The sequence below is a fragment of the Nocardia acididurans genome (assembly GCF_016741815.1).
Lineage (GTDB): Bacteria > Actinomycetota > Actinomycetes > Mycobacteriales > Mycobacteriaceae > Nocardia > Nocardia acididurans.
The window spans coordinates 200,549-221,751 of the sequence record NZ_JAERRJ010000009.1; the positions used below are offsets into that span (position 1 = coordinate 200,549).

The following is a 21,203-nucleotide window of genomic DNA, read 5'->3' on the forward strand; positions in this document are numbered from 1 at the left end:
CGGGTGGTGTTTCTTGTCGGTCGGCTGTGCAAGAGTGGTCGGCATGAGCGAGCGCAGCGAGCGAATCACGAACACAGCGCGCGTCGCGCATGCCGGCGCCGAGCGCAGCGAGGTGTCGGCATGAGCGACACGGCAGGCCGGTCCACCACCATTACGGACGACGTATTGCGCTCCTTCGAGGGGCACCGGCGCGAGCTGTGCGCTTACGCCTACCGCATGCTCGGCTCCTCCTTCGAGGCCGAGGACGCGGTACAGGAAACCTTCACCCGGGCCTGGAAGTCCTACGACTCGTTCGAGGGCCGCTCCAGCGTCCGTTCCTGGCTCTACAAGATCACCACCAATGTCTGTCTGGACATGCTGGACGGTCCGCAGCGCCGGGCCAGACCGATGGACCTCAACGGTCCCTCCACACCCGACTCCCCGCTCCCCATGCCCGAGCCGGATTACGTCTGGGTTGAACCCATCCCGAACGGCCTCGCCTTCGGCGCGGACCCGGCCGAGGCCGCCAGCACCAAAGACACTCTGCGCCTTGCCTTCGTCGCCGCCGTGCAGCATCTGCCGGCCACCCAGCGCGCCATACTCATCATGCGCGAGGTGCTGCGCTTCTCGGCCAGCGAAACCGCCGACATGCTCAATGTCTCCCCGGCCTCGGTGAACAGCGCCCTGCAGCGCGCCCGCGCCACCATGTCCAAGGTGCAGGACGTCTCCACGATCTCCGACGTCTACGACGAGGCAGACGAGCAGCAGCGCAAACTGGTCGACGATTTCGTCAAGGCCTTCGAGTCCTACGACATGAACGCCCTCACCGCCCTGCTGAAAGCCGATGTGGCACTGTCCATGCCGCCGATCCCGCTCTGGGTGTCCGGCCCGGCGAACGTGGCCGCCTTCATGCTCGGCCACGGTCACGCCTGCCGCAATTCCCGTATGGTTCCGGTCGGCGTCAACGGCATGGCCGGCTTCGCCCACTACAAGCCGCACCCCGAAGAGCCGGGTCTGTGGACCCCCTGGTCCATCACTGTGCTGGAATTGGATGGCGACAAGGTCTCCGGCCTCAACTTCTTCCTCGACACCGAAAAGCTTTTCCCGCTCTTCGGTTTGGCGATGGAATACCGGGAAAACTAAGGCCGGGAGCCCCTACGGAGACCACGCCGCCGCGCACGGTGGAGCACCGGGGTGGTCCGGTGCAGCGCGGCGGCATGCGTGACGGCCCGCCGGGAAGCAATTCCCGGCGGGCCGTTCATGTTTCACCGCAGGTGAGGTACTGTGCGGACACGGTAGGACCGCGTAGTGATGGAGGTGCGGTGGCCCGGACCGAATCCGATCTGGCTGAACTGCTGACACATTCGCGGAATCTGCTGGATATCGCCCTCTCCGACATGATCGGATCGCAGCGCACCGCCGACGCGGTCACACCCCTGTGGCCGGACGAGCGGTGGGGCACCGACCTCGAGCACATGCTCGCCAACGCCCGGCACGAGGCCATCCTGGCCATTTCCGGTCCGGTCCGGCACGAGCCGGAATACGGTGCGGGCAAGGTCCTGCTGCACGAACTGCACGACGCGGGCACCAAGGTGCGCTTGCTCCTCTCCCCGGACTACGTGCGCAGCCGCGAGCAGCGCGCCACCCCCACCCGCTTCGCCGTCAACTCGCAGATCCGCGTCACCGACACCGACTTCTGCAACACCGTCATCATCGACCGCCGGGTGGCCGCACTGTGGGCGCACACCGCCGACCGGCAGCCGCGCGGCGTCCTGGTCACCGAACCCACCCTGCTCGGCGTGATCCACCAGTTCGCCACCAAGACCTGGTCCACCGCCCGCCGCCTGCGCGACCACCTCGACGCGGACGACGCGGCGCTGGGTGAGAACGCGCTCGCGGTCATCCGCTATCTCAACGAGGGCCTGATCGACGAGGTGGCGGCCCGCCGGCTCGCGGTCTCGGTCCGCACCTATCGCCGCTACGTCGCCGACATCATGGACCGCCTCGGCGTCACCACCCGCTTCCAACTCGGTGCCCGAGCCCGAGAACTCGGGCTGCTCAGCTGATTTCAGCGCGGAGCGACCGCCGCGTCCGCATGTGCGGCGGCATATCGCTTCGCTGCCGCGTAGTTCGCCTTGCCGCTGGGCTGACGTGTCACCTCGTCGACGATCCAATAGCGCCGGGGCGCTTTGTATCCGGCAATCCGGGACCGCACATGCGTGTCCACCTCGCGCAGATCCAGGGTCGCTCCCGCCCGAGGTTGCACGATGGCCGCCACGCCCTGACCGAACCGTGCGTCGGATACTCCGATAACCAAGGCGTCGAACACATTCGGATGCGAGGTGAGCGCGCCCTCCACCTCCTCGGGAAAGACCTTCTCGCCGCCGGTGTTGATGCACTCCGAGCCGCGGCCCAGCAGAGTGACGGTGCCGTCCGCCTCGTAGCGGGCATAGTCGCCCGGCACCACGTACCGTTGGCCCGCCACCTCCACGAAGATGGTCGCGGACTTCTCGGGATCCTTGTAATAGCCGAGCGGGACATGGCCGGTGCGTGCCATGCGGCCGATCGCGCCCGGTGCGGGCGGCACCAGGTTTCCGTCGTCGTCGATCAACGCGGACTGCGCCCCGAACTTCACCCTGGGGCCCTGGGAATGATCGGCGTCCCTGGTGACCACGGACAGGCCGGTGCTACCGCTCTCCGAGGAACCGACGACATCGGTGATGAACAGATTCGGGAACAGGTCCAAGTACTGCTGTTTCAACGACTGGGAGAACAGGGCGGCCTGGCTGGTGAACGCCCACAGCGACGAGGTGTCGTAGGCGGTCTCCCGGTAGGCGTCCAGTAGCGGCCGGGCCATGGCATCGCCGACCACGGCCAGCACGTTCACCCGATGCCGCTGCACCGTCCGCCACACCTCGTGGGCGTCGAACCTGGGCACGAAAACGATGGTGCCGCCGGAGTTGAGTGTGATGAACGCGGCCCACTGCGCCGCGCCGTGGATCAGCGGGGCCAGTGGGGCCATGACGATTCCGGCGGGGGAGTTCTTCGCGGTGTTCGCGAGCTCCCATTCGTCGGCCACGTATTCGCCGGTGACATGGTTGATGCCGCCGCCGAGGCTGCGCCAGACGTCCTCATGGGTCCACATCACGCCTTTGGGCATGCCCGTGGTGCCGCCGGTGTAGAGGATGTAGAGGTCGTCGGAGGCGCGCTGTTCGAAATCGCGTTCGGGGGACCCGGCGGCCAGGGCGTCGGCATAGGCGACGCCGCCGAAACGGGTGTAGTCGAGTCCCGAATCATCATCCACGACAACGAATTCCGTGAGCTTCGGACAGGCGTGGGCGATCTCCGCAACCACCTCGGAGTAGGTGCGCTCATGGATGAGCGCCTTCAGGTCGGCGTTGTCGGCGATGTAGCGCACCTCCTCGGCCACGTAGCGGTAGTTCACCGATACCGCGACCGCGCGCAGCTTGTAGGCCGCGAGCATCGTCTCCAGCGCCTCGATGGAGTTGCGCGAGTACACGCCGACATGGTCGCCACGCCCGATTCCCTTGGCGGACAAGTGATGTGCGAGGCGGTTCGCACGCTGGTCGAGTTCTCGGTAGGTGACCTGCCGGTCGCCGCAGATGACGGCTATCCGATCCGGTACCGCGTCCACTGCATGTTCGAAAAGGTCTGCGACATTGAGAGCCATGCGGTTCACCCTGGCAGCGCGTGAACGGGTGGAGAACGGAAAAGCCCTGGCAGGAAAGGGTCAGTGACGACAGGAAGTGGTCAGGGCAGCGCTCGGCCCGCCGAATTGTTCGGCGGGCCGGGGGTTTTCGGGGGTCAGTTGGTGCCGGGGTAGTCCATGAAGAAGGGCTCCCACTGGTGGCCGTCGGGGTCGAGGAAGGTGCGGCCGTGCATGCCTACCTGGGCTTCCTGGGCTCGCTTGTCGGTGTTGATCTCTTCGGTGCCGCCGGCTTGCAGGGCGGCTTCGGTGAGGGTGTCCACTTCGGCGGCGCTGCCGAGGGCGACCGCGTAGGCGGCGGTCACGGTGGCCTTGGTGTCGCCGATGGGGCGGGGGGAGAAGGTGGTGAAGAAGTCGTGGGTCAGCAGCATGAGGCAGATGTTGTCGTCGACCACGATGCAGGCGGCGTTGCCGTCGGTGAAGTCCTGGTTCACCTTCCAGCCCAGCGCCTCGTAGAAGGCCTTCGACCGGTCCAGGTCGGAGACGGGGAGGTTGATGAAGATCATCTTGCTGGCCATGGTGGCTCGTCCTTTCCTTCCGCAATCCCATTGCGTGTTCATCGGTGTCATGGGTGAGGACGGGGCGTGCGTGGAAAACTCATCGGTTATGCGGCACTGTGGTCTGTGACACATCATTTGCGCATCGCCCGGTGGCGGGTCGGGGCGGCATGCAAGAGTGGCTGTTGGGAGGTGCCTGATGAAGAACAGCTACCTGGTCGCGCTCACCGGCGGCGGCGGGACGGTACCGCCGGAGCTGGGCGTGGTGCGCCGCCTCGTCGAGCGCGGGCACCGGGTCACCGTGCTCGCCGAGGAATCCATGGCCGCCGAGGTGGCCGCCACCGGTGCGCGGTTGCGCGCCCGTGCGGGTGTGGGTTTCGCCGCCGACACCGCTGATGAGATCGACAGTGCGGCACCGGATTTCGTACTCACCTCCGGTCATGCGTTCGGGGCCATGGTGGCCGCGCAGAGCCGGGGGATCCCGTTCGTCGTGCTCATGCCGGGCATCTACCCGCTGCCGGTCGAGGGCACGCCGCCGCCCGGCTCCGGATTCGGGCGGGCGCTGGGGTCGCTGAGCCGGACCCGCGACAGCGTCGTGGGCTCGCTCGTGCAGCGCCGCTGGGATCAGGAACTGCTGCCGAAACTCAACGATCTGCGCGCCGGATTCGGGTTGGAACGGCTGGCGCACTATCGCGATCAGGTGCAGCTGGCGCATCGGCAGCTCGTATTGTCCAGTGCCGCATTCGATTTCCCGGCGCAGTGGCCCGATGGTGTGCGATTCACCGGGCCGGTGCTGGACGATCCGCCCTGGGCCCGCGATAGCGAGTGGGCCGTGCCCGAGGGTGGCGATCCGCTGGTGCTGGTCTCGCTGTCCTCCGCCTTCGGGCACCGCACCGACACGCTGCGGCGGGTGGCCGATGCGCTCGGCAGGCTTCCCGTGCGCGGTGTCATCACCACCGGCCCCGCGGTCGAGCCCGCCGATATCTCCGCACCTGCCAATGTGTCCGTGCTGCGGGGCGCTCCGCACCGTCAGGTCATGCGCCACGCCGCCCTGGTCGTGACGCACGGCGGCCACGCCACCCTCATGAAGGGCTTCGCCGCCGACCTGCCCGCCCTGGTCCTGCCGCACGATCGGGAGGGTGCCGACAACGCCGCCCGCGTCCGCGCCCACAGTGCCGGAATCGTCTTGCCCCGCACGGCATCTCCGCATCGCATAGCCCGCGCCGTGCAGCGCCTGCTCCGCAGTCCTGCCCACTACCGTGCCGCCGCGCACCTCGGCCGCGCCATTCGCGACGACGCCGCCGGTGATCAGCTCCTGCGCGAACTCGAACCGACGGGAGATCATCCAGGCGTGCTGCCGGAGCGTATCTTTCCGGTCCGCGAATTCGAATCCTGACCGCCCGCCCCCGAATTCGGCTGTCCGATTTCCGAGCGTCTCCCGCGCGGCGAGTACGGATCCGGATTACCGTGACCGCATGGATTTCCTGGCAGTCCTGCGCACCGAGCTCACCACCTTCGGCGGTCTGATCACCCCTGACGCCGATCTCGCGGCCCCCGTCCCCACCTGTGGCGACTGGACCTTCTACGACCTCGTCGACCATATGGGCCAGGGCAACCTCTGGGTGGTCACCGCCGTGGCCGAGAACCGCGGCGACTTCCAGGGCCCACCCGCCCCGAAGGACGCCACCGACCTGCGTGCCTGGTACGACGAAACCGCCGACGCCATCCTCGAATCCCTCTCGGCGGCACCGGAAACCCCCGCCTGGACCTTCACCCGCCTGCTCCCGCGCAACGTAGCCTTCTGGCGTCGCCGCCGCGCCCAGGAAACCCTCATGCACCGCTGGGACGCCCAGAACGCCCTCGGCACCCCGCAACCCTTCGACCCGGCGCTCGCCGACGACGGCATCACCGAGATCTTCGAAATGTTCGCCCAGCGCATGATCGACCGCGGCCTCGCCACCGCCCCCGCCACCGCCCTGCGCGTCCGCAGCACCGACACCGACCGCACCTGGACCTACGGCCCCGGCGACGCCGTCACCGAAATCTCGGCCACCGCATCCGATCTGCTGCTCGCCCTCTGGCAGCGCATCCCCACCTCCGCCCTCACTTGGGAGGGCGACCGCCCCGCCGGCGAGAAGGTCCTGGCCGGGCCCCTCGTCCCCTGACTTCCGGTATGACGAAAGTCGTGTCTACTGATTGTCTACTCGGTAGAATCCGGGTATGACTGATGCTCGGACGTCGATCAAGACAACGGTGGCGACTCGGGACAAACTAAATGCCCTGACTCCCAAGGGGCGGACCATGGAGGACACTCTGCGGATGCTCATCGCCGAGCACGAGTCACGGCGGATGCGTCAGCGAATGGCCTGGGAGGCGCGGCTCGAACGCGCGCAAGCCGATCCGCAGGCCGTTGTCTGGGCCGAGCGGGAGGCCGACCGATTGGCCAAGTACCTCGAGGATCGCCAGGCGGGTGGACGGTGACAGGATTCGTTGTGGACGACACCATCATCCACGCGTACTCCCATGGTTCGAACGTCGCTGCCCACCTGATCGCGAGCCTGGCCGCCCGGGATATCAGAGCTTCGTTCGCCGCTGTGGCTCTCGCGGTCGCCGAGGCGGAATTGTCGGAGGAGCAGTGCGATGAGATCAGCGGCGTCATCGACCATCTGGAGTCGTTGTCGCTGGAACCGCTGTCGGATGCCGAGGAGGTCTTCGAACTCTCGAGGATCATCGGGGTGATGGGCGATCCACAGGATGTGGCCGCAGCGCACATCATCTATACCGCGAAGCGTTTCGACTGGCCGATCATCACGGTGGACCGAGCACGGTGGAAGCCGGTCGCGGCCAGGCTGCCATGGGCGCTCGAGCTGGTCGAGCTCTCCGAACCCGGGGCATGAGAAGAGAACGGCAGCAGCACCTTTCGGGGCTGCCGCCGTTCCCCGGTGGTACTACTGCGCGGCCAGCTGCGCGCCGAGGGCGCGGAGGTGGTCGGTGGCGCCGCCGAGGGCGAACTCGTTGTGTTTGGCGGCGGTGAAGTACTGGTTGACGATGTGGTCGCGGTCGATGCCTACGCCGCCGTGGATGTGGACGACGGTGTGGGAGACGCGGTGGCCTGCCTCGGCTGCCCAGTATTTGGCGGTGTGGATTTCGGCGGTGGCGTCCAGGCCTTCCGAGAGACGCCAGGCGGCCTGTTGGACGGCGAGGCGGACGCCCTGGACGTCGATGTAGGCGTCGGCGAGGCGCTGGGCTACGGCTTGGAAGCTGCCGATCTTGCGGGCGAACTGTTCGCGTTCGCGGGCGTAGTCGGCTACCAGTTCGAGGCCCTTTTCCAGGGTGCCGAGCTGCTGGGCGGCGAGGGCGAACCAGGCGCGTTCCAGGAGCCAGGTGAGGATTTCCGGGCCCTGGTCGAGGGTGGCGATCAATTCGGCGGGGGCGCCGGCGAATTCGATCTCGGCCTCGGGGGAGCGGTCGGTGACGATCTGGTCGGAGATGTGGACGGCGGGGTCGGACGGGTCGACCAGGAAGACCGCGGCGACGCCGTTCACGGTGGCGGGCACCAGGATTCGGGCGGCCTGGCGGGCGTAGGGGACGGTGGTCTTGAGGCCGGTGATGCGCCAGGAGCCGTTCTCGTCGGCGGTGGTGACGGGGTTGGCGGGCTCCCAGTTGCGTTCCTCGCTCAGGGCCGCGGTGAGGATGATCTCGCCGGTGGCGGCCTGAGAAGCCAAGGCGCGCTGGGATTCCGAGCCGAACTTCGCCAGCGCGCCCGCGCCCAGCACGATCGACCACAGGTAGGGGACCGCGGCCACGGACTTGCCGAGCTCGCGCAGGATGGCGGCCTGCTCGAGGACGCCGAAATCGCTGCCGCCCACCGACTCCGGGAGTGCGGCGGACAGCACGCCGGTCTCGGCGAGCGAGGCCCACAGCGCTTCGTCGAAGCGCACGGTGGGGTTGCCGTCGGCGGCGGTGTTCTTGTCGAGTTCACGCAGCTTGTCGGCGGTGACCAGCTTGCCGGTCACGTCGGCGGTGAGGCGGGCCAGATCCTGCTGGGCCTCGGTGAGAGTGAAATCCATTGGAGTTACCTGGCTTTCGAAATCAGCGGGCGGCCGGGGGCTGCTTCAGGGCGGTCATGGCGATGATGTCGCGCTGCACCTCGTTGGTGCCGCCGCCGAAGGTGAGGATCAGGCAGGCGCGGTGCATGCGCTCGAGCCGCCCGCGCAGCTGCGCGCCCGGCGAATCCTGGCGCAGGTAGGCCTGCGGCCCCAGCACCTCCATGAGGGTGCGGTAGGCCTCGGTGGCCAGTTCGGTGCCGTACACCTTGCAGGAGGAGGCGTCCCACGGCCGCGGCGCGGCATCCCCGCCCGCGTCGGCGCGCGAGGCGACCTCCCAGTTCAGCAGCTTGAGGTACTCCACCTTGGCGTGCACCTTGGCCAGCGCGAGCTGCACCCACTCCTGGTCGATGACGCGGGAACCGTTGGAGTTCTTGGTGTTGCGCGCCCACTCGGTGGTCTGCGCGACGGCCAGCGCCAGCGGCGCGGAGGAGGTCAGCGCGACCCGCTCATGGTTGAGCTGGTTGGTGACCAGCGACCAGCCGCCGTTCTCCGGCCCGACCATGTCGGAGTTCTTGACCCGCACGTCCTGGTAGTAGGTGGCGGAGGTGTCCGGCCCGGCCATGGTGTGCACGGGCGTCCACGAGAAGCCCTCGGCCGTGGTGGGCACGATGAACATCGAGATGCCCTTGTGCTTCTTGGCATTCGGATCGGTGCGGGCGGCCAGCCAGATGTAGTCGGCGTAGGCGATGAGGGAGGTCCACATCTTCTGCCCGTTGATGATCCAGTCGTCGCCGTCGCGCACCGCGGTGGTGCGCAGCGAGGCCAGGTCGGTGCCCGCGCCGGGTTCGGAATATCCGATGGCGAAATGCAATTCGCCCGCCGCGATCTTCGGCAGGAAGAATTTCTTCTGCTCTTCGGTGCCGTAGTGCATGATCGTCGGCGCGACCGAGTTGATGGTCAGGAACGGCACCGGCGCGCCCGCGATGGCGGCCTCGTCGGTGAAGATCAGCTGATCCATGGTGGAGCGGTCCTGGCCGCCGTACTCCTTCGGCCAGCCGAGCGCGAGCCAGCCGTCGCGCCCCATTTCGGCGACGACCTCGCGGTACACATTGCCCGAACCGTATTCGCCGGTCTGGGCCGAAAGGGCCTCGCGCCGTTCGGGAGTGATCAGTTTGGCGAAGTAGTCACGCAGCTCAGCACGAAGCTGTTCCTGTTGCGGCGTGTAGGCGATCCGCATGGTAGGTACCCCTAGCCTGAAGTTTCAGAGTTCTGCGCATCATCGCACAGGGGGTGGAACTTGTTCCAGTATGAGGGTCCCCTAAGCCCATTTCGACTACCTCGTAAAGCACTTGCTTGTTACTCTCGGGCCATACCTGCGGTTAAGGAGTCACCAATGAAGGTCACCGTTGATTTCGACCAGTGCGAAGCGAACGGCATCTGTGTCGGAATCGCCCCTGAAGTCTTCGATCTCGATGACGACGACCAGCTGCACGTCCTCGTCGACGAGGTGCCGAAGGCGGATGAGCACGACGTGAAGACTGCGGTCGCGCAGTGCCCCAAAGCGGCGCTGAAGCTCGCCTGAATCGATGCTTGCCCGCGAAGTGGAACACGTTCTAGAGTCGGCCCGGTGAGCGATTCTGATGTGAGTCTTGCCGGCCGGGTTGCCATCGTCACCGGAGCCGGTGCGGGCCTGGGCCGGGCCGAAGCCCTCGAACTGGCCCGGGCCGGAGCGTCCGTCGTGGTGAACGACCTTGCCGAAAACGACGCCGTCAGCGCAACCCTCGCCGATATCCGCGCGCTGGGTGCCAAGGCGGAGTTCGTGGCGGGCAGCATCGCCGAACGGTCCACCGCCGATGCCCTGATCAGCACCGCCGAGCAGGCCTTCGGCGGGCTGGACATCGTGGTCAACAATGCCGGGATCACCCGGGACAAGATGCTGTTCAACATGTCCGACGAGGATTTCGACGCCGTCGTCGCGGTGCACCTGCGCGGACATTTCCTGCTGACCCGCAATGCCGGGTCGTACTGGCGCGGCAAGTCCAAGGAGACGGGTGCGCCGGTGTACGGTCGCATCATCAACACCTCCTCGGAGGCGGGCCTGCTCGGACCTGAGGGTCAGGCGAACTACGGCGCCGCCAAGGCCGGTATCACCGCGCTGACGCTGTCGGCCTCGCGGGCACTGTCGCGTTTCGGCGTGACCGCCAATGCCATTGCCCCGCGCGCTCGGACCTCCATGACCGAGAAGGTCTTCTCCGCGGCGCCCGAAGAGGGCCCGGATCCGCTGTCGCCCGATCATGTCGCGCGCCTGGTGGCCTACCTGGCTTCGCCGGCGGCCGAGGCCGTCAGCGGGCAGCTCTTCGTCGTCTACGGCCCGATGGTGGCCCTCATGGCCGCGCCGGTGGTGGAGCAGCGCTTCGACGCCGAGGGCGAGTGGACGACCGAGGGTCTGGCCGCCACCCTGGGCGGCTATTTCGCGGACCGTCCGGCGAACGCGACGTTTTCCGCGTCCTCGCTGATGGATCTCGGCTGATAGGACAGATCCGCCAAACTCGCCGTCACGGGCGTTTTTACTCCGTCCAGCGGTTGATCATGGGATCGATCGTTGGTAGGAAGGATCAAACTATGTGTGTGTGGCGCCTCACAAGGGCGTCACGCGCATACCGTCGGTCATGGGATGAACATGTTCTCGTTTCTGGACAGTTGTTCAGAAAGATTGCCTGTTCATAAGGCCGAAACCTACCCGAACTAGACGAGAACGTGTTCTAATCTTGAAGCGGGACCGAGATCACATTCAGATCTCGGGTGCTATAGCTAGGCAGGGGCAGGAGGAATAGCGGGAATGAATGAAGTCCTTGCCGTACCGCTGCGGGCGGTCGGAGGGTTCTTCGAACTCGCCGGTGCTGTCGCTCGCGCTGCGGTGCGGCCCCCGTTCCAACGACGGGAATTCATCGATCAGGCCTGGTTCATTGCCCGGGTTTCCATCTTTCCGACCCTATTGGTCGCGATTCCGTTCACCGTCCTGGTGAGCTTCACACTCAACATCCTGCTCCGGGAGATCGGCGCGGCCGACCTGTCCGGGGCCGGTGCGGCTTTCGGCGCGATCACCCAGATCGGCCCGATGGTCACCGTGCTCATCGTGGCCGGCGCGGGCGCCACCGCGATCTGCGCCGACCTCGGCGCACGCACCATCCGCGAGGAGATCGACGCCATGCGCGTGCTGGGCATCGACCCGGTGCAGCGGCTCGTCGTCCCCCGCGTGCTCGCCTCCATGTTCGTGGCGGCACTGCTCAACGGCCTGGTGTCGGCCATCGGCATCCTGGGCGGCTTCATCTTCTCCGTCTTCCTGCAGGACGTGAATCCGGGCGCTTTCGTCAACGGCATCACCCTGCTGACCCATCTGCCCGAGGTGATCATCTCCGAGGTGAAGGCCATGTTGTTCGGACTCTGCGCCGGACTGGTCGCCTGCTATCTGGGGCTGAACGTGAAGGGCGGTCCGAAGAGCGTCGGCGACGCGGTGAATCAGACCGTCGTTTTCGCGTTCATGGCTTTGTTCGTCATCAATGTCGTGGCAACCGCCGTTTCCATCAAGTTCGCGGTGCGGTGATCTCATGGCTTTCGTGATTCAATCCCGGTTCCCGCGAGTGACGCGGCGTGCCCAGAAGGTCTCGGACGGACTGGATTCCGTCGGCAAGCACGCGGTCTTCTACGCGCAGTCCATCGCCTCGGTACCGAAGGCGCTGGTGCACTACCGCACCGAGACCATCCGGCTCATCGCCGAGATCTCCATGGGCACAGGCGCACTCGCGGTCATCGGCGGCACCGTCGTGATCGTCGGCTTCCTGACGCTCGCGGCCGGCGGCACCATCGCCGTGCAGGGCTACAGCTCACTCGGCAATATCGGCGTCGAGGCCCTGACCGGCTTCTTCGCCGCCTTCATCAACGTTCGCATTGCGGCGCCGGTGATTTCGGGCATCGGCCTGGCGGCGACACTGGGCGCGGGCACCACCGCGCAACTCGGGGCCATGCGCGTCTCCGAGGAGATCGACGCACTCGAGGTCATGGCCATCCGGCCGGTGCCCTTCCTCGTCGGCACGCGGCTGCTGGCCGGCATGCTCGCGGTCATTCCGCTGTACTCGCTGGCGGTCATCGCCTCGTTCATCGCGAGTCGCTTTGCGACCGTGGTGATCTACGGGCAGTCAGCTGGTGTGTACGACCACTACTTCGAAACCTTCCTGATTCCCAGCGACATTCTCTGGTCGTTCGCGCAGGCGATCTTCATGGCCATCGCGGTCATGTTGATCCACACTTACTACGGTTTCCACGCCGCGGGTGGTCCCGTGGGCGTCGGTGTCGCGGTAGGCAATGCGGTGCGCGCGTCCCTGATCGCCGTCGTCATGGTGACGCTGTTGATGTCGCTCGCCATCTACGGCACTTCCGGCAATTTCCATCTCTCCGGGTAGGGCGGCGGCATGGTTCAAGAACGTGAGAGGGTGCAGAGTCCGATCGGCTCGCCCTTCATCGAAAAGCAAAGACCCAAAAGGGCTTCGGAACAGGGCTGGTTCATCAAGCTCGCCGGCCTGGGGTTGGTCCTCGGGCTGGTCGCGGTCGTCGCGATCTGCCTGGTCATGTTCGCGGGCGGCTTCGAGAACACCGTCAAGGTGACCGTGGCAGCCCCGCGCAGCGGCCTGGTGCTGGACCCGGACGCCAAGGTGAAGATCCGCGGCGTCGAGATCGGCAAGGTCTCGGGCATCACCACCACCTCGTCCGGTGCGCAGATCGAATTGGCCTTGGACCCGGACAAATTGAAGATGGTCCCGGCCAATGCCCTGGTGGATATCAAGTCCACCACGGTGTTCGGTGCGAAGTACATCAACTTCATCTCGCCGGACAACCCGTCGTCGGATTCGCTGCGGCCGGGTGCGGTCGTTCAGGCCGATGACGTGACGGTCGAATTCAATACGCTCTTCCAGCATCTCAACGATGTGCTCCTCAAGGTGGAGCCGGAGAAGCTGAACGCCACGCTGACCGCGCTGGGCACGGCCCTGGACGGGCGCGGTGAGAAGCTGGGCCAGCTGCTGGCCGACAGTGACGCGTACCTGCGCGACATCAACCCGAGCCTGCCCGACCTGCGCCGCGATCTGCAGATCTCGGTCGGCGTGACCAACCTGTACGCCGACACCATCCCGGATCTGTTGCGCACCACCGACAATATGACGGTCACCGGCGGCACCATCGTCGACGAGTCCGCCAATTTCGACCGGGTGCTGCTCGAGCTCATCGGCCTGTCCAACCAGACCGGCGCGGTGCTGAACGAGAACGCCGATCCGCTGATCAGCTCGCTGAACCTGTTGCGCCCCACCACCGATCTGCTCAACGAGTACAGCCCGGCGCTGTACTGCCTGGTGGTCGGATCGGCCGACGCGCTGCCGGTCGGCAACCGCATCTTCGGCGGTGACGGCCCCTACGTGACGCTGAACGCCGGCTTCATGCCCGGCGGCACGCCGTACGAGTACCCGAAGGATCTGCCGAAGGTGAACGCCACCGGTGGCCCGCACTGCGAGAACATTCTCGATCGGCAGCCGGGCAGCCACTCCAACTACCTCGTCACCGACACCACCGAGGGCTATGTGTGGACTCCGCCGACCGGCACGAGTCTCAACGGGCCCAAGGTCTTCCAGTACTTGTTCGCGGGAATGCCGGGGGTGCCCAACCCATGAGGATCAAACCGCACGCGAGCACCGTGAAACTGGGGATCTTCACCCTGGTCATGGTGCTGGTCCTCGCCGGGCTGGGGGTGATCTTCAGCCAGATGCGCTTCTCCCGCTCGACCAGCTACCACGCGATCTTCACCAGCTCCTCCGGCATGCTGCCGGGCGCGAAGGTGCGCATCGCCGGTGTGCCGGTGGGCTCGGTGGAGCGGGTGTACGTCAAGAACAATCAGGCGTACGTCGACTTCGACATCGATCGTGAGTACCGCGTCTACGCCAGCACCCAGGCCGCCATCCGCTACGAAAACCTCGTGGGCGACCGGTATCTGGAGCTGCTGGACGGACCGGGCAGCGCGCAGCCGCTGAAGGAAGGGGCCACCATCGGCCTCGACCGGACCAAGCCCGCACTCGATCTGGATATGCTGCTCGGCGGCTTCAAACCGCTGCTGCGGGGCCTGAATCCGCAGCAGGTGAACGATCTGACCGGGGCCCTGCTGCAGGTGTTCCAGGGTCAGGGCGGCACGCTGGTCACCCTGCTGAACAGCTCCGGCTCCTTCAGCAAGACCCTCGCCGATCGGGATGCCCTGATCGGTAGCGTGATCAACAACCTGAACACCGTGCTCGGCACCATCGACGAGCACAATCAGGAGTTCTCGACCACGCTGAACGAATTGCAGCGTCTGGTCAGCGGTCTCGCCGAGGACAAGGATCCGATCGGCGCCGCGCTGCCCCGATTGGCCGGAGCCACCGGCGATCTCACCGGCCTGCTGCAGGAGGTTCGTCCGGATCTCAAGTCGGATATCGAGCATCTGGGCCGCCTGGCGACCAATCTCGACAACTCCAGCGGTGAGCTCCAGTACGTCCTGGATCTGCTGCCCGAGACCTACAAGAAGCTGATTCGGATCGGGTCCTACGGTTCGTTCCTCAACATGTACGTCTGTGGCGCGCATTTCCTCGTCACCGCGCCGGACGGCAGCACCCAGCGGATCAACGCACCGGGTGCGGACAGGGACGGAAGGTGCGCCCGGTGAACGGAACACGCTCCCCGCTGATCAATATCGGCGTCGTCGGCATCGTGCTGTGCGTGACGATCTGCCTGACCGCGCTCCAGTTCGACCGGTTGCCGTTCGTCCGGGCCGGCGCGGAATTCAATGCCTACTTCGCCGACGCGGGTGGCCTGCTGCCGGGTGATCCCGTGCAGGTCGCCGGTGTGCGCACCGGCCGCGTCGAAGAGGTGGAGCTGGACGGCGCCAAGGTGAAGGTCCGCTTCACCCTGGACGAGAACATCGTGCTGGGCGGCAGCACCTCCGCGGCCATCAAGACCAATACGCTGCTGGGCCGCAAGTCGCTGGAGGTGACACCGGCCGGAAGCGGAGCCATCCGCAAGGACGACGTGATTCCGCTGGACCGCACCACGTCGCCGTACTCGCTGACCGACGCGTTGAGCGAGCTGACGACGACGGTGCAGGGGCTCGACACCGATCAGGTGAACCGGACCCTGGACACGCTGTCGGAGGCGTTCACCGACACCCCCGGCCCGCTGCGTTCGGCGCTGGACGGCATCACCGCGCTCTCCAAGAGCCTCAATACCCGTGACGACGCGCTGCTGCAGTTGCTCGGCCGCGCCCAGAACGTCACCTCGGTGCTGGGCGAGCGTGCGGCGCAGATCAATTCGCTGCTGGTCGACGGCAACAGCCTGCTCGGCGAGCTAGACGCCCGCCGCGCCGCGATCAGTCAGCTGATCGTGTACGTGAACGGATTGGCCCAGCAGCTCAGCGGTTTCGTCGCCGACAACGAGGAACAGCTGAAACCGACTCTGGACAAACTGAATTCGGTGTTGGAGCTGCTGCAGAACAACCGGGACAACATCAGCAAGGCCCTCATCGATCTGGGTCCGTTCGCGGGCGCGCTCGGTGAGCAGGTCGGCAGCGGGCCGTACTTCCAGGCGTACCTGGCCAATGGTTCCGGCAAGATGCTGCAGGTGCTGGTCGACGCCATGGTGTGGCCGGAGCATCTGCCCGACGCGCTGCGCGAGTGGCTGAACCCGCTGCCCTCGATCCAACCCGCGATTGTGGAGCCGCCGCGATGAACGCAATTCGAAAGGTGCCGCGCACGGCTCGCTTGATCGCCGTGGCGCTGGTGGTGGCGCTGGCCGGTTGGCTGGCCTACACGGTGCTCTCCGATATCGGCAAGAAGCACATCACCGTCGCCTTCCCCTCCACCGTCGGCCTGTACGCCGGCGACGAGGTCCGGGTGCTGGGTGTGAAGGTCGGCACGATCGATTCGATCGAACCCGGCAAGAACGGCGTGACCGTCGAGCTCACCGTGGACCGCGGCATCGATCTGCCCGCCGACGCCAAGGCCGTGATCGTGTCGCCGTCGCTGGTGACGGCGCGCTTCATCCAGCTCGCTCCGGCCTACACCACCGGCCCGAAGATGGGTGACAACGCCACGATTCCGGAGAACCGCACCGCGATTCCGGTGGAGTGGGACGACATCAAGGCCGAGCTGACCAAGCTGGCCACCGCGCTGGGCCCGATCGGCGAGGACGACAAGGGTTCCTTCGGCCGGGCCATCGACACCGCGGCGGCGAACCTGGGCAACGGCAATGCCGAGGCGTTCCGGTCCACGCTGCGGGAGCTGTCCAGCACGCTGCAGACCCTCTCCGACGGCCGGACCGATCTGTTCGGCACCATCAAGAACCTGCAGAAGTTCGTCGACGTGCTGTCCAAGTCCAATGAGCAGATCGTGCAGTTCGGCGGCCGATTGGCCTCGGTCTCCTCGGTGCTGGCGAATGTGTCCACCGATCTGGGCACGGGGCTGGACAGCCTCGACAGCGCGATCGTCGATGTGAAGCGATTCCTGGACTCGCGCGGCGACCAGCTCACCGAGAGTGTGGAGCGGCTGTCCGAGGTCACCCAGAACCTCGCCGATCACCGGCCCGAACTCGAGCGCGTCCTGCACTCCGGTCCGACCGCGCTGGTGAACTTCTACCAGCTCTACAAGCCGGCGCAGGGCACCCTCACCGGCACCCTCGCGGCGCCCAACTTCGCCAACCCGATCGCCTTCCTGTGTGGTGCGGTCGAGGCGGTCGAGATCAACGACGCGCAGAAGAGCGCCGACCTGTGCAAGCAGTACCTGGGACCGGTGTTGAACTCCCTCGCGATGAATTACCCTCCGCTGCTGCTCAATCCCGCGACGCAGCAGAACGCCTTCCCCGACCAGCTCATCTACAGCACGCCCGACGTGGCGGCTCGGGCGCAGCCGGGCGCTCCGGCGACCAGCATCACCGACCTGCTCATCCCCGGAGGTGGACAATGATGAGCCGCCGAATTCGCCTGGCGGGCATGACGATCGGACTGGTCGCCGTGCTCGGGGTGAGCGGATGCCAGTGGGACGGCCTGAACTCGCTGCCGCTGCCCGGTGCCGAGGGCACCGGGGAGGGCTCCTGGCAGGTCCGCATCCAGATGCCGAATGTGACCATGCTGACCCCGAATTCACCGGTGAAGGTGAACGACGTGTCCGTCGGCACGGTCCGGAAGATCGAGGTCGAGGACTGGCACGCGCTGGTCACCGTGAGCCTCGAGAAGGGCGTGGAACTGCCCGCGAACGCCGTCGCGCGCGTCGGCCAGACCAGCCTGCTGGGCAGTAATCACCTGGAGCTCGACGCGCCGGAAGGTGAACCGGCACAGGGCCGTTTGCAGGACGGAGACGTGATCCCGCTGTCGCGGGCGGGTGCGTTCCCGACCACCGAGCAGACGCTGTCCTCGCTGTCGGTGGTGCTCAACGGCGGTGGCATGTCCCAGGTGGAGACCATCACCCGGGAGCTCAACGCCACCTTCACCGGCCGCACCGACGCCATCCGCGATCTGCTGCCGCAGTTGACCGAGCTCACCACGACCCTGGATCAGCAGACCGGCGACATCATCGCCGCCATGGCCGGGCTGGACCGTTTCGGCGGCGTGCTCGCGCAGCAGAAGGATCAGGTCGCGGCCGCGATCACCACCATCCATCCGGCCCTGACGGTGCTCGCCGATCGCCGGGTCAACATCACCAATGCCATTACCTCCCTTGCTGATCTGAGCGATGTCGTGCAGCGGATCATCGACGAGGGCGGCGACAGCCTGAAGGCGAATGTGGCGAATCTGGAGCCGGCGCTGAAGTCGCTGGCCGACACCGGCGGCAAGCTCGCCGAATCGCTGCAGTGGCTGCTGACGTTCCCGTTCCCGATCAAGAACATCGACAAGGTCATCAAGGGCGACTACATGAACCTGTGGATGACCGCGGATCTCACCGCGTCTCGCCTGGATTCCAACTTCCTGACCGGCACCGCGCTCGGCGGCAGCCTGGGTGGCGTGCAGTCCACCCTCGGTCTGGGAATCGGGGTGCCCGCCACGGCGATGGGAACCGGTGACCCGCTCACCGACCCGTACAAGAACCCGGCCGAGACCACCGCGCCGGAGCCGAGTATCCCAGGGCTGCCTCCGATTCCGGGTCTGCCCGCGATTCCGGGGCTCACCGTGCCCGCCGACGGACAGGGGGGTACCGGACAGTGAAACTCACGAAGTTCGTCAAGGTTCAGCTGGCCATCTTCTCGGTGCTGACCGTGATCGGCCTGACCGTCATGGGCGGCAGCTATGTGGGCATCCCCGCCATGTTCGGCATCGGGAGATACACCGTCACAGTCGAATTGGCGGCGACGGGTGGTCTCTACGAGACGGCGAACGTGGCCTATCGCGGCACCAATGTCGGCAAGGTGAACGAGGTGCGGCTCACCCCCAAGGGAGTCGCCGCCGAGCTGTCCATCGACAGCGACTTCAAGATCCCCGGCGATATCGACGCGTACGTCAAGAGCGTCTCGGCCGTCGGTGAACAGTACGTCGATCTGGTGCCCGCGAAGGACCCGAAAGGCGCGAATCTGCAGGATGGTTCGGTGATCCCGGTGGAGCGCACCAAGCTCCCGCAGGACGTCGGCGCCATGCTCGATCAGGCCGACCGGCTGCTGTCCACGGTCGCCGACACCAAGCTGCAGGAGGTCATCCAGGCCGCCTTCACCGCCTTCGACGGAGCCGGTCCGGAACTGCAGCGGTTCATCGACTCGGCCTCGCTGCTCGTGCAGGAGGCCAAGGCGAACACCCAGCCGACCAAGGATCTGCTGGCGCAGCTCGGCCCGCTGCTGGACACCCAGAACCAGTCCGAGGACGCCATCCGCAGCTGGACCCAGGATCTGGCCACGGTGACAGACCAACTGCGCGAACATGATCCGGCGCTGCGGTCGCTGCTGCAGAACGCGCCGACCACGGTGCAGAAGGTCAACCAGACCTTCCAGGACCTGAAGCCGACCCTGCCGATCCTGCTCGCCAATATGATCAGCGTGGGCCAGGTGGGCGTCACCTATCACGCCGGTATCGAACAGATCCTGGTGATCTACCCGCCGCTGCTCTCGGCTCTGCTCACCGCGATTCGCGGTCCGACCGAATACGGCGCCCGGGTCGACTTCATGCTCGGCCTGAACGATCCGCCGGGCTGCACCACCGGCTTCATCTCACCCGACGACCGGCGGTCGCCGGCCGATCTGACCCAGATTCCCACCCCCGACAATCTGTACTGCAAGGTTGCGCAGAACGCCAAGGAGGCCGTGCGCGGTATCCGCAATACGCCGTGTATGGAGGTGCCGGGCAAGCGGGCGCCGACTCCGGAACTGTGCCGTGACCCGCAGGGTTACGTGCCGCTCGGCAACAACCCGCCGTTCGGCCCGCCGCAGCCTGTTGACAACGAGGGCAACCCGACCAGTAACCTGCTGGGTAACCAGACAGCCCCCTTCATCGGGCACGCCGATCCGGCCACCGGCACCTATGTCGGACCTGATGGCAGTGTGATCCGACAAGGGAATATCAACCCAGATGGTTCCACCAGGGTGCCGTCGAGCTGGCAGGAAATGCTTCAGGAGCCAACGCGATGAGCGAAACCACAGCAAATCGAAGCCGCACTCGGCGGCGTGTTCAGCGGCAGGCCGGTCCGCCGGCCGACGGTGATCAGGCCGCGGTCGAAGTCCGCACCTCGGCGGTTGCCGTGGCGGACAACGAAGCCGTGGTCGCCGAGGCTTCGGATGCTGTGGTTTCGACCGAAAAGGCCGCGGCGGAGAAACCCGAGCTGACGAAGGCTGAGCCGAAGAAGGCTGCGGCTCCGGCGGTTTCGCCCGCGCCGAAGTCGCGGTCGAAGTTCGACCCGCGCCGGGCGTTCGACGGGCTCGACCGGGTGGGCACGGTGGCCGCCGTGGTCGCGCTGCTGTCGGCGCTGCTGCTCATCGGCTCCGGGGGCGTGTTCTTCTATCACCAGAACCGGGCGGACGCGCTGAACGACCGTCGCGCGGAATACATTCAGGTCGCCAAGCAGGCGTACCTGGACCTGGCCACCGTCAAGGACAGCACGGCCGGTGCGGACATCGATCGGCTGATCGCGGCCGCGGGCGGCTCCCTCAAGGACGAGTACGCGCAGAACCGCGAGCTGTTCAAGCAGATCTTCGAGCAGATGAAGATCGACTCCAGCGGCACCATCCTCGCCGCCGCCATCGAATCCAGTGACGAGGATTCGGCCAGCGTGCTGCTGCTCGCGCGGCAGACGGTATCCAATACCGCCACCAACGGTCCCGTGCAGAAGGACTACCGCATGCGGATTCACGTGCAACAGGAAGGCGATACCCTGACCGCCACCTCCGTGGAGTTCGTGCCGTGAAATTCGACAAGCGCTCCCTCCTCATCGGCTCCGCCGCAATCCTTTTCATCGCGGCGGTCACCGCCGCCGCACTGACCGGCTGGGGTTTCTGGTCCGACCGGCAGGCCGAGCAGAATCGCGCCGGCGCGGTCGACGCCGCCCAGCGCACCGTGGAGGCCCTGTTCTCCTACGACTACAACACCGTCGACCACGAATTGCCCAGGGCAGCGGAGAATCTCACCAGCGACTATCGCGACTCCTACAAGCAGGTGACCGAGCAGCAGGCCATTCCGGCGGCGAAGGAGCAGAAGCTCACCGTCCGCACCACCGTGCAGGCGACCGGCGTGATCGAGACCTCGCGGACGCATGCCACCGTCCTGGTCTTCAGCAACCAGCTGTTCAAACGTGCCGATGCGGCCGAGGAAACCCTCAGCGGCTCGCGCCTGCAGGTCGAACTGGCCAAGGAGGACGGGCGCTGGCTCGTCTCGAACATCACGCCGGTCTGATCTCCGGCTGAACCACCCGAAAC

22 protein-coding genes are annotated in these 21,203 nt (G+C 66.4%); 18 read left to right on the top strand and 4 right to left on the bottom strand.

Annotated elements, in window-relative coordinates; genetic code table 11:
* Window positions 1-120 precede the first annotated feature (120 nt).
* Window positions 121-1,122: a sigma-70 family RNA polymerase sigma factor gene (locus tag JK358_RS24115; protein ID WP_201950839.1), complete on the top strand. Its 1,002-nt coding sequence runs from the start codon at window positions 121-123 to the stop codon at window positions 1,120-1,122.
* Window positions 1,123-1,301: 179 nt separating this feature from the next.
* Window positions 1,302-2,045 (top strand): helix-turn-helix domain-containing protein, encoded by a 744-nt coding sequence (locus JK358_RS24120; protein ID WP_201950842.1) that lies wholly within the window; start codon window positions 1,302-1,304, stop codon window positions 2,043-2,045.
* Window positions 2,046-2,047: 2 nt separating this feature from the next.
* Here the strand turns inward: JK358_RS24120 and JK358_RS24125 are convergent, their stop codons facing one another.
* Entirely contained in the window at window positions 2,048-3,670 is a 1,623-nt protein-coding gene (locus tag JK358_RS24125) for an acyl-CoA synthetase (RefSeq protein ID WP_201950844.1), read from the bottom strand.
* 134 nt (window positions 3,671-3,804) lie between these two features.
* Window positions 3,805-4,224, bottom strand: a complete 420-nt coding sequence (locus tag JK358_RS24130) for a VOC family protein (RefSeq protein WP_201950846.1) — start codon at window positions 4,222-4,224, stop codon at window positions 3,805-3,807.
* A 178-nt stretch (window positions 4,225-4,402) separates the two neighbouring features.
* On the opposite strand from JK358_RS24130, the gene JK358_RS24135 reads away from it, so the two are divergent.
* The 4 genes from JK358_RS24135 to JK358_RS24150 all read left to right on the top strand — a co-directional run bounded on the left by JK358_RS24135 (window position 4,403) and on the right by JK358_RS24150 (window position 7,100).
* The gene (locus JK358_RS24135; RefSeq protein ID WP_201950848.1) at window positions 4,403-5,599 is read left to right on the top strand and encodes a glycosyltransferase; all 1,197 of its coding nucleotides are present in this window, start codon (window positions 4,403-4,405) and stop codon (window positions 5,597-5,599) included.
* A gap of 79 nt (window positions 5,600-5,678) precedes the next feature.
* Window positions 5,679-6,368, top strand: a complete 690-nt coding sequence (locus JK358_RS24140; protein ID WP_201950850.1) for a maleylpyruvate isomerase family mycothiol-dependent enzyme — start codon at window positions 5,679-5,681, stop codon at window positions 6,366-6,368.
* Window positions 6,369-6,504: 136 nt separating this feature from the next.
* On the top strand, window positions 6,505-6,684 hold the full coding sequence (locus JK358_RS24145) for a hypothetical protein (RefSeq protein WP_201950851.1): 180 nt from the start codon (window positions 6,505-6,507) through the stop codon (window positions 6,682-6,684).
* Window positions 6,681-7,100: a hypothetical protein gene (locus JK358_RS24150; protein WP_232851779.1), complete on the top strand. Its 420-nt coding sequence runs from the start codon at window positions 6,681-6,683 to the stop codon at window positions 7,098-7,100. The genes JK358_RS24145 and JK358_RS24150 overlap by 4 nt, the downstream gene beginning before the upstream one ends.
* A 51-nt stretch (window positions 7,101-7,151) precedes the next feature.
* On the opposite strand, the gene JK358_RS24155 is transcribed toward JK358_RS24150, so the two are convergent.
* Both JK358_RS24155 and JK358_RS24160 read right to left on the bottom strand, forming a co-directional pair.
* On the bottom strand, window positions 7,152-8,273 hold the full coding sequence (locus JK358_RS24155) for an acyl-CoA dehydrogenase family protein (protein WP_201950855.1): 1,122 nt from the start codon (window positions 8,271-8,273) through the stop codon (window positions 7,152-7,154).
* 22 nt (window positions 8,274-8,295) lie between these two features.
* Window positions 8,296-9,489 carry an acyl-CoA dehydrogenase family protein gene (locus JK358_RS24160; RefSeq protein ID WP_201950861.1) on the bottom strand — a complete coding sequence of 398 codons (1,194 nt, stop codon included), beginning with the start codon at window positions 9,487-9,489 and terminating at the stop codon, window positions 8,296-8,298.
* Window positions 9,490-9,645: 156 nt separating this feature from the next.
* On the opposite strand from JK358_RS24160, the gene JK358_RS24165 reads away from it, so the two are divergent.
* The 12 genes from JK358_RS24165 (at window position 9,646) to JK358_RS24220 (ending at window position 21,180) form a co-directional block, all read left to right on the top strand.
* On the top strand, window positions 9,646-9,834 hold the full coding sequence (locus tag JK358_RS24165) for a ferredoxin (RefSeq protein WP_201950863.1): 189 nt from the start codon (window positions 9,646-9,648) through the stop codon (window positions 9,832-9,834).
* A gap of 45 nt (window positions 9,835-9,879) precedes the next feature.
* Complete coding sequence (locus JK358_RS24170) at window positions 9,880-10,782, top strand: 3-oxoacyl-ACP reductase (protein ID WP_201950864.1); 903 nt, start codon at window positions 9,880-9,882, stop codon at window positions 10,780-10,782.
* Window positions 10,783-11,091: 309 nt separating this feature from the next.
* Window positions 11,092-11,856, top strand: a complete 765-nt coding sequence (locus tag JK358_RS24175; protein WP_201950866.1) for an MlaE family ABC transporter permease — start codon at window positions 11,092-11,094, stop codon at window positions 11,854-11,856.
* 4 nt (window positions 11,857-11,860) lie between these two features.
* Window positions 11,861-12,712 (top strand): MlaE family ABC transporter permease, encoded by an 852-nt coding sequence (locus tag JK358_RS24180; protein WP_201950870.1) that lies wholly within the window; start codon window positions 11,861-11,863, stop codon window positions 12,710-12,712.
* A 30-nt stretch (window positions 12,713-12,742) separates the two neighbouring features.
* Complete coding sequence (locus JK358_RS24185; RefSeq protein ID WP_372440711.1) at window positions 12,743-13,969, top strand: MCE family protein; 1,227 nt, start codon at window positions 12,743-12,745, stop codon at window positions 13,967-13,969.
* On the top strand, window positions 13,966-14,991 hold the full coding sequence (locus tag JK358_RS24190; RefSeq protein WP_232851780.1) for an MCE family protein: 1,026 nt from the start codon (window positions 13,966-13,968) through the stop codon (window positions 14,989-14,991). The genes JK358_RS24185 and JK358_RS24190 overlap by 4 nt, the downstream gene beginning before the upstream one ends.
* Complete coding sequence (locus tag JK358_RS24195) at window positions 14,988-16,049, top strand: MCE family protein (RefSeq protein WP_201950874.1); 1,062 nt, start codon at window positions 14,988-14,990, stop codon at window positions 16,047-16,049. The genes JK358_RS24190 and JK358_RS24195 overlap by 4 nt, the downstream gene beginning before the upstream one ends.
* Complete coding sequence (locus JK358_RS24200; RefSeq protein ID WP_201950877.1) at window positions 16,046-17,281, top strand: MCE family protein; 1,236 nt, start codon at window positions 16,046-16,048, stop codon at window positions 17,279-17,281. The genes JK358_RS24195 and JK358_RS24200 overlap by 4 nt, the downstream gene beginning before the upstream one ends.
* Window positions 17,281-18,516 carry an MCE family protein gene (locus JK358_RS24205; protein WP_201950880.1) on the top strand — a complete coding sequence of 412 codons (1,236 nt, stop codon included), beginning with the start codon at window positions 17,281-17,283 and terminating at the stop codon, window positions 18,514-18,516. The genes JK358_RS24200 and JK358_RS24205 overlap by 1 nt, the downstream gene beginning before the upstream one ends.
* Entirely contained in the window at window positions 18,513-19,922 is a 1,410-nt protein-coding gene (locus JK358_RS24210) for an MCE family protein (RefSeq protein ID WP_201950882.1), read from the top strand. The genes JK358_RS24205 and JK358_RS24210 overlap by 4 nt, the downstream gene beginning before the upstream one ends.
* On the top strand, window positions 19,919-20,695 hold the full coding sequence (locus tag JK358_RS24215; RefSeq protein ID WP_201950884.1) for an Rv1363c family protein: 777 nt from the start codon (window positions 19,919-19,921) through the stop codon (window positions 20,693-20,695). Before JK358_RS24210 ends, JK358_RS24215 begins: the two co-directional genes overlap by 4 nt.
* Window positions 20,692-21,180, top strand: a complete 489-nt coding sequence (locus tag JK358_RS24220) for an Rv1363c family protein (protein WP_201950885.1) — start codon at window positions 20,692-20,694, stop codon at window positions 21,178-21,180. The genes JK358_RS24215 and JK358_RS24220 overlap by 4 nt, the downstream gene beginning before the upstream one ends.
* The last annotated feature ends 23 nt before the right edge of the window (window positions 21,181-21,203 follow it).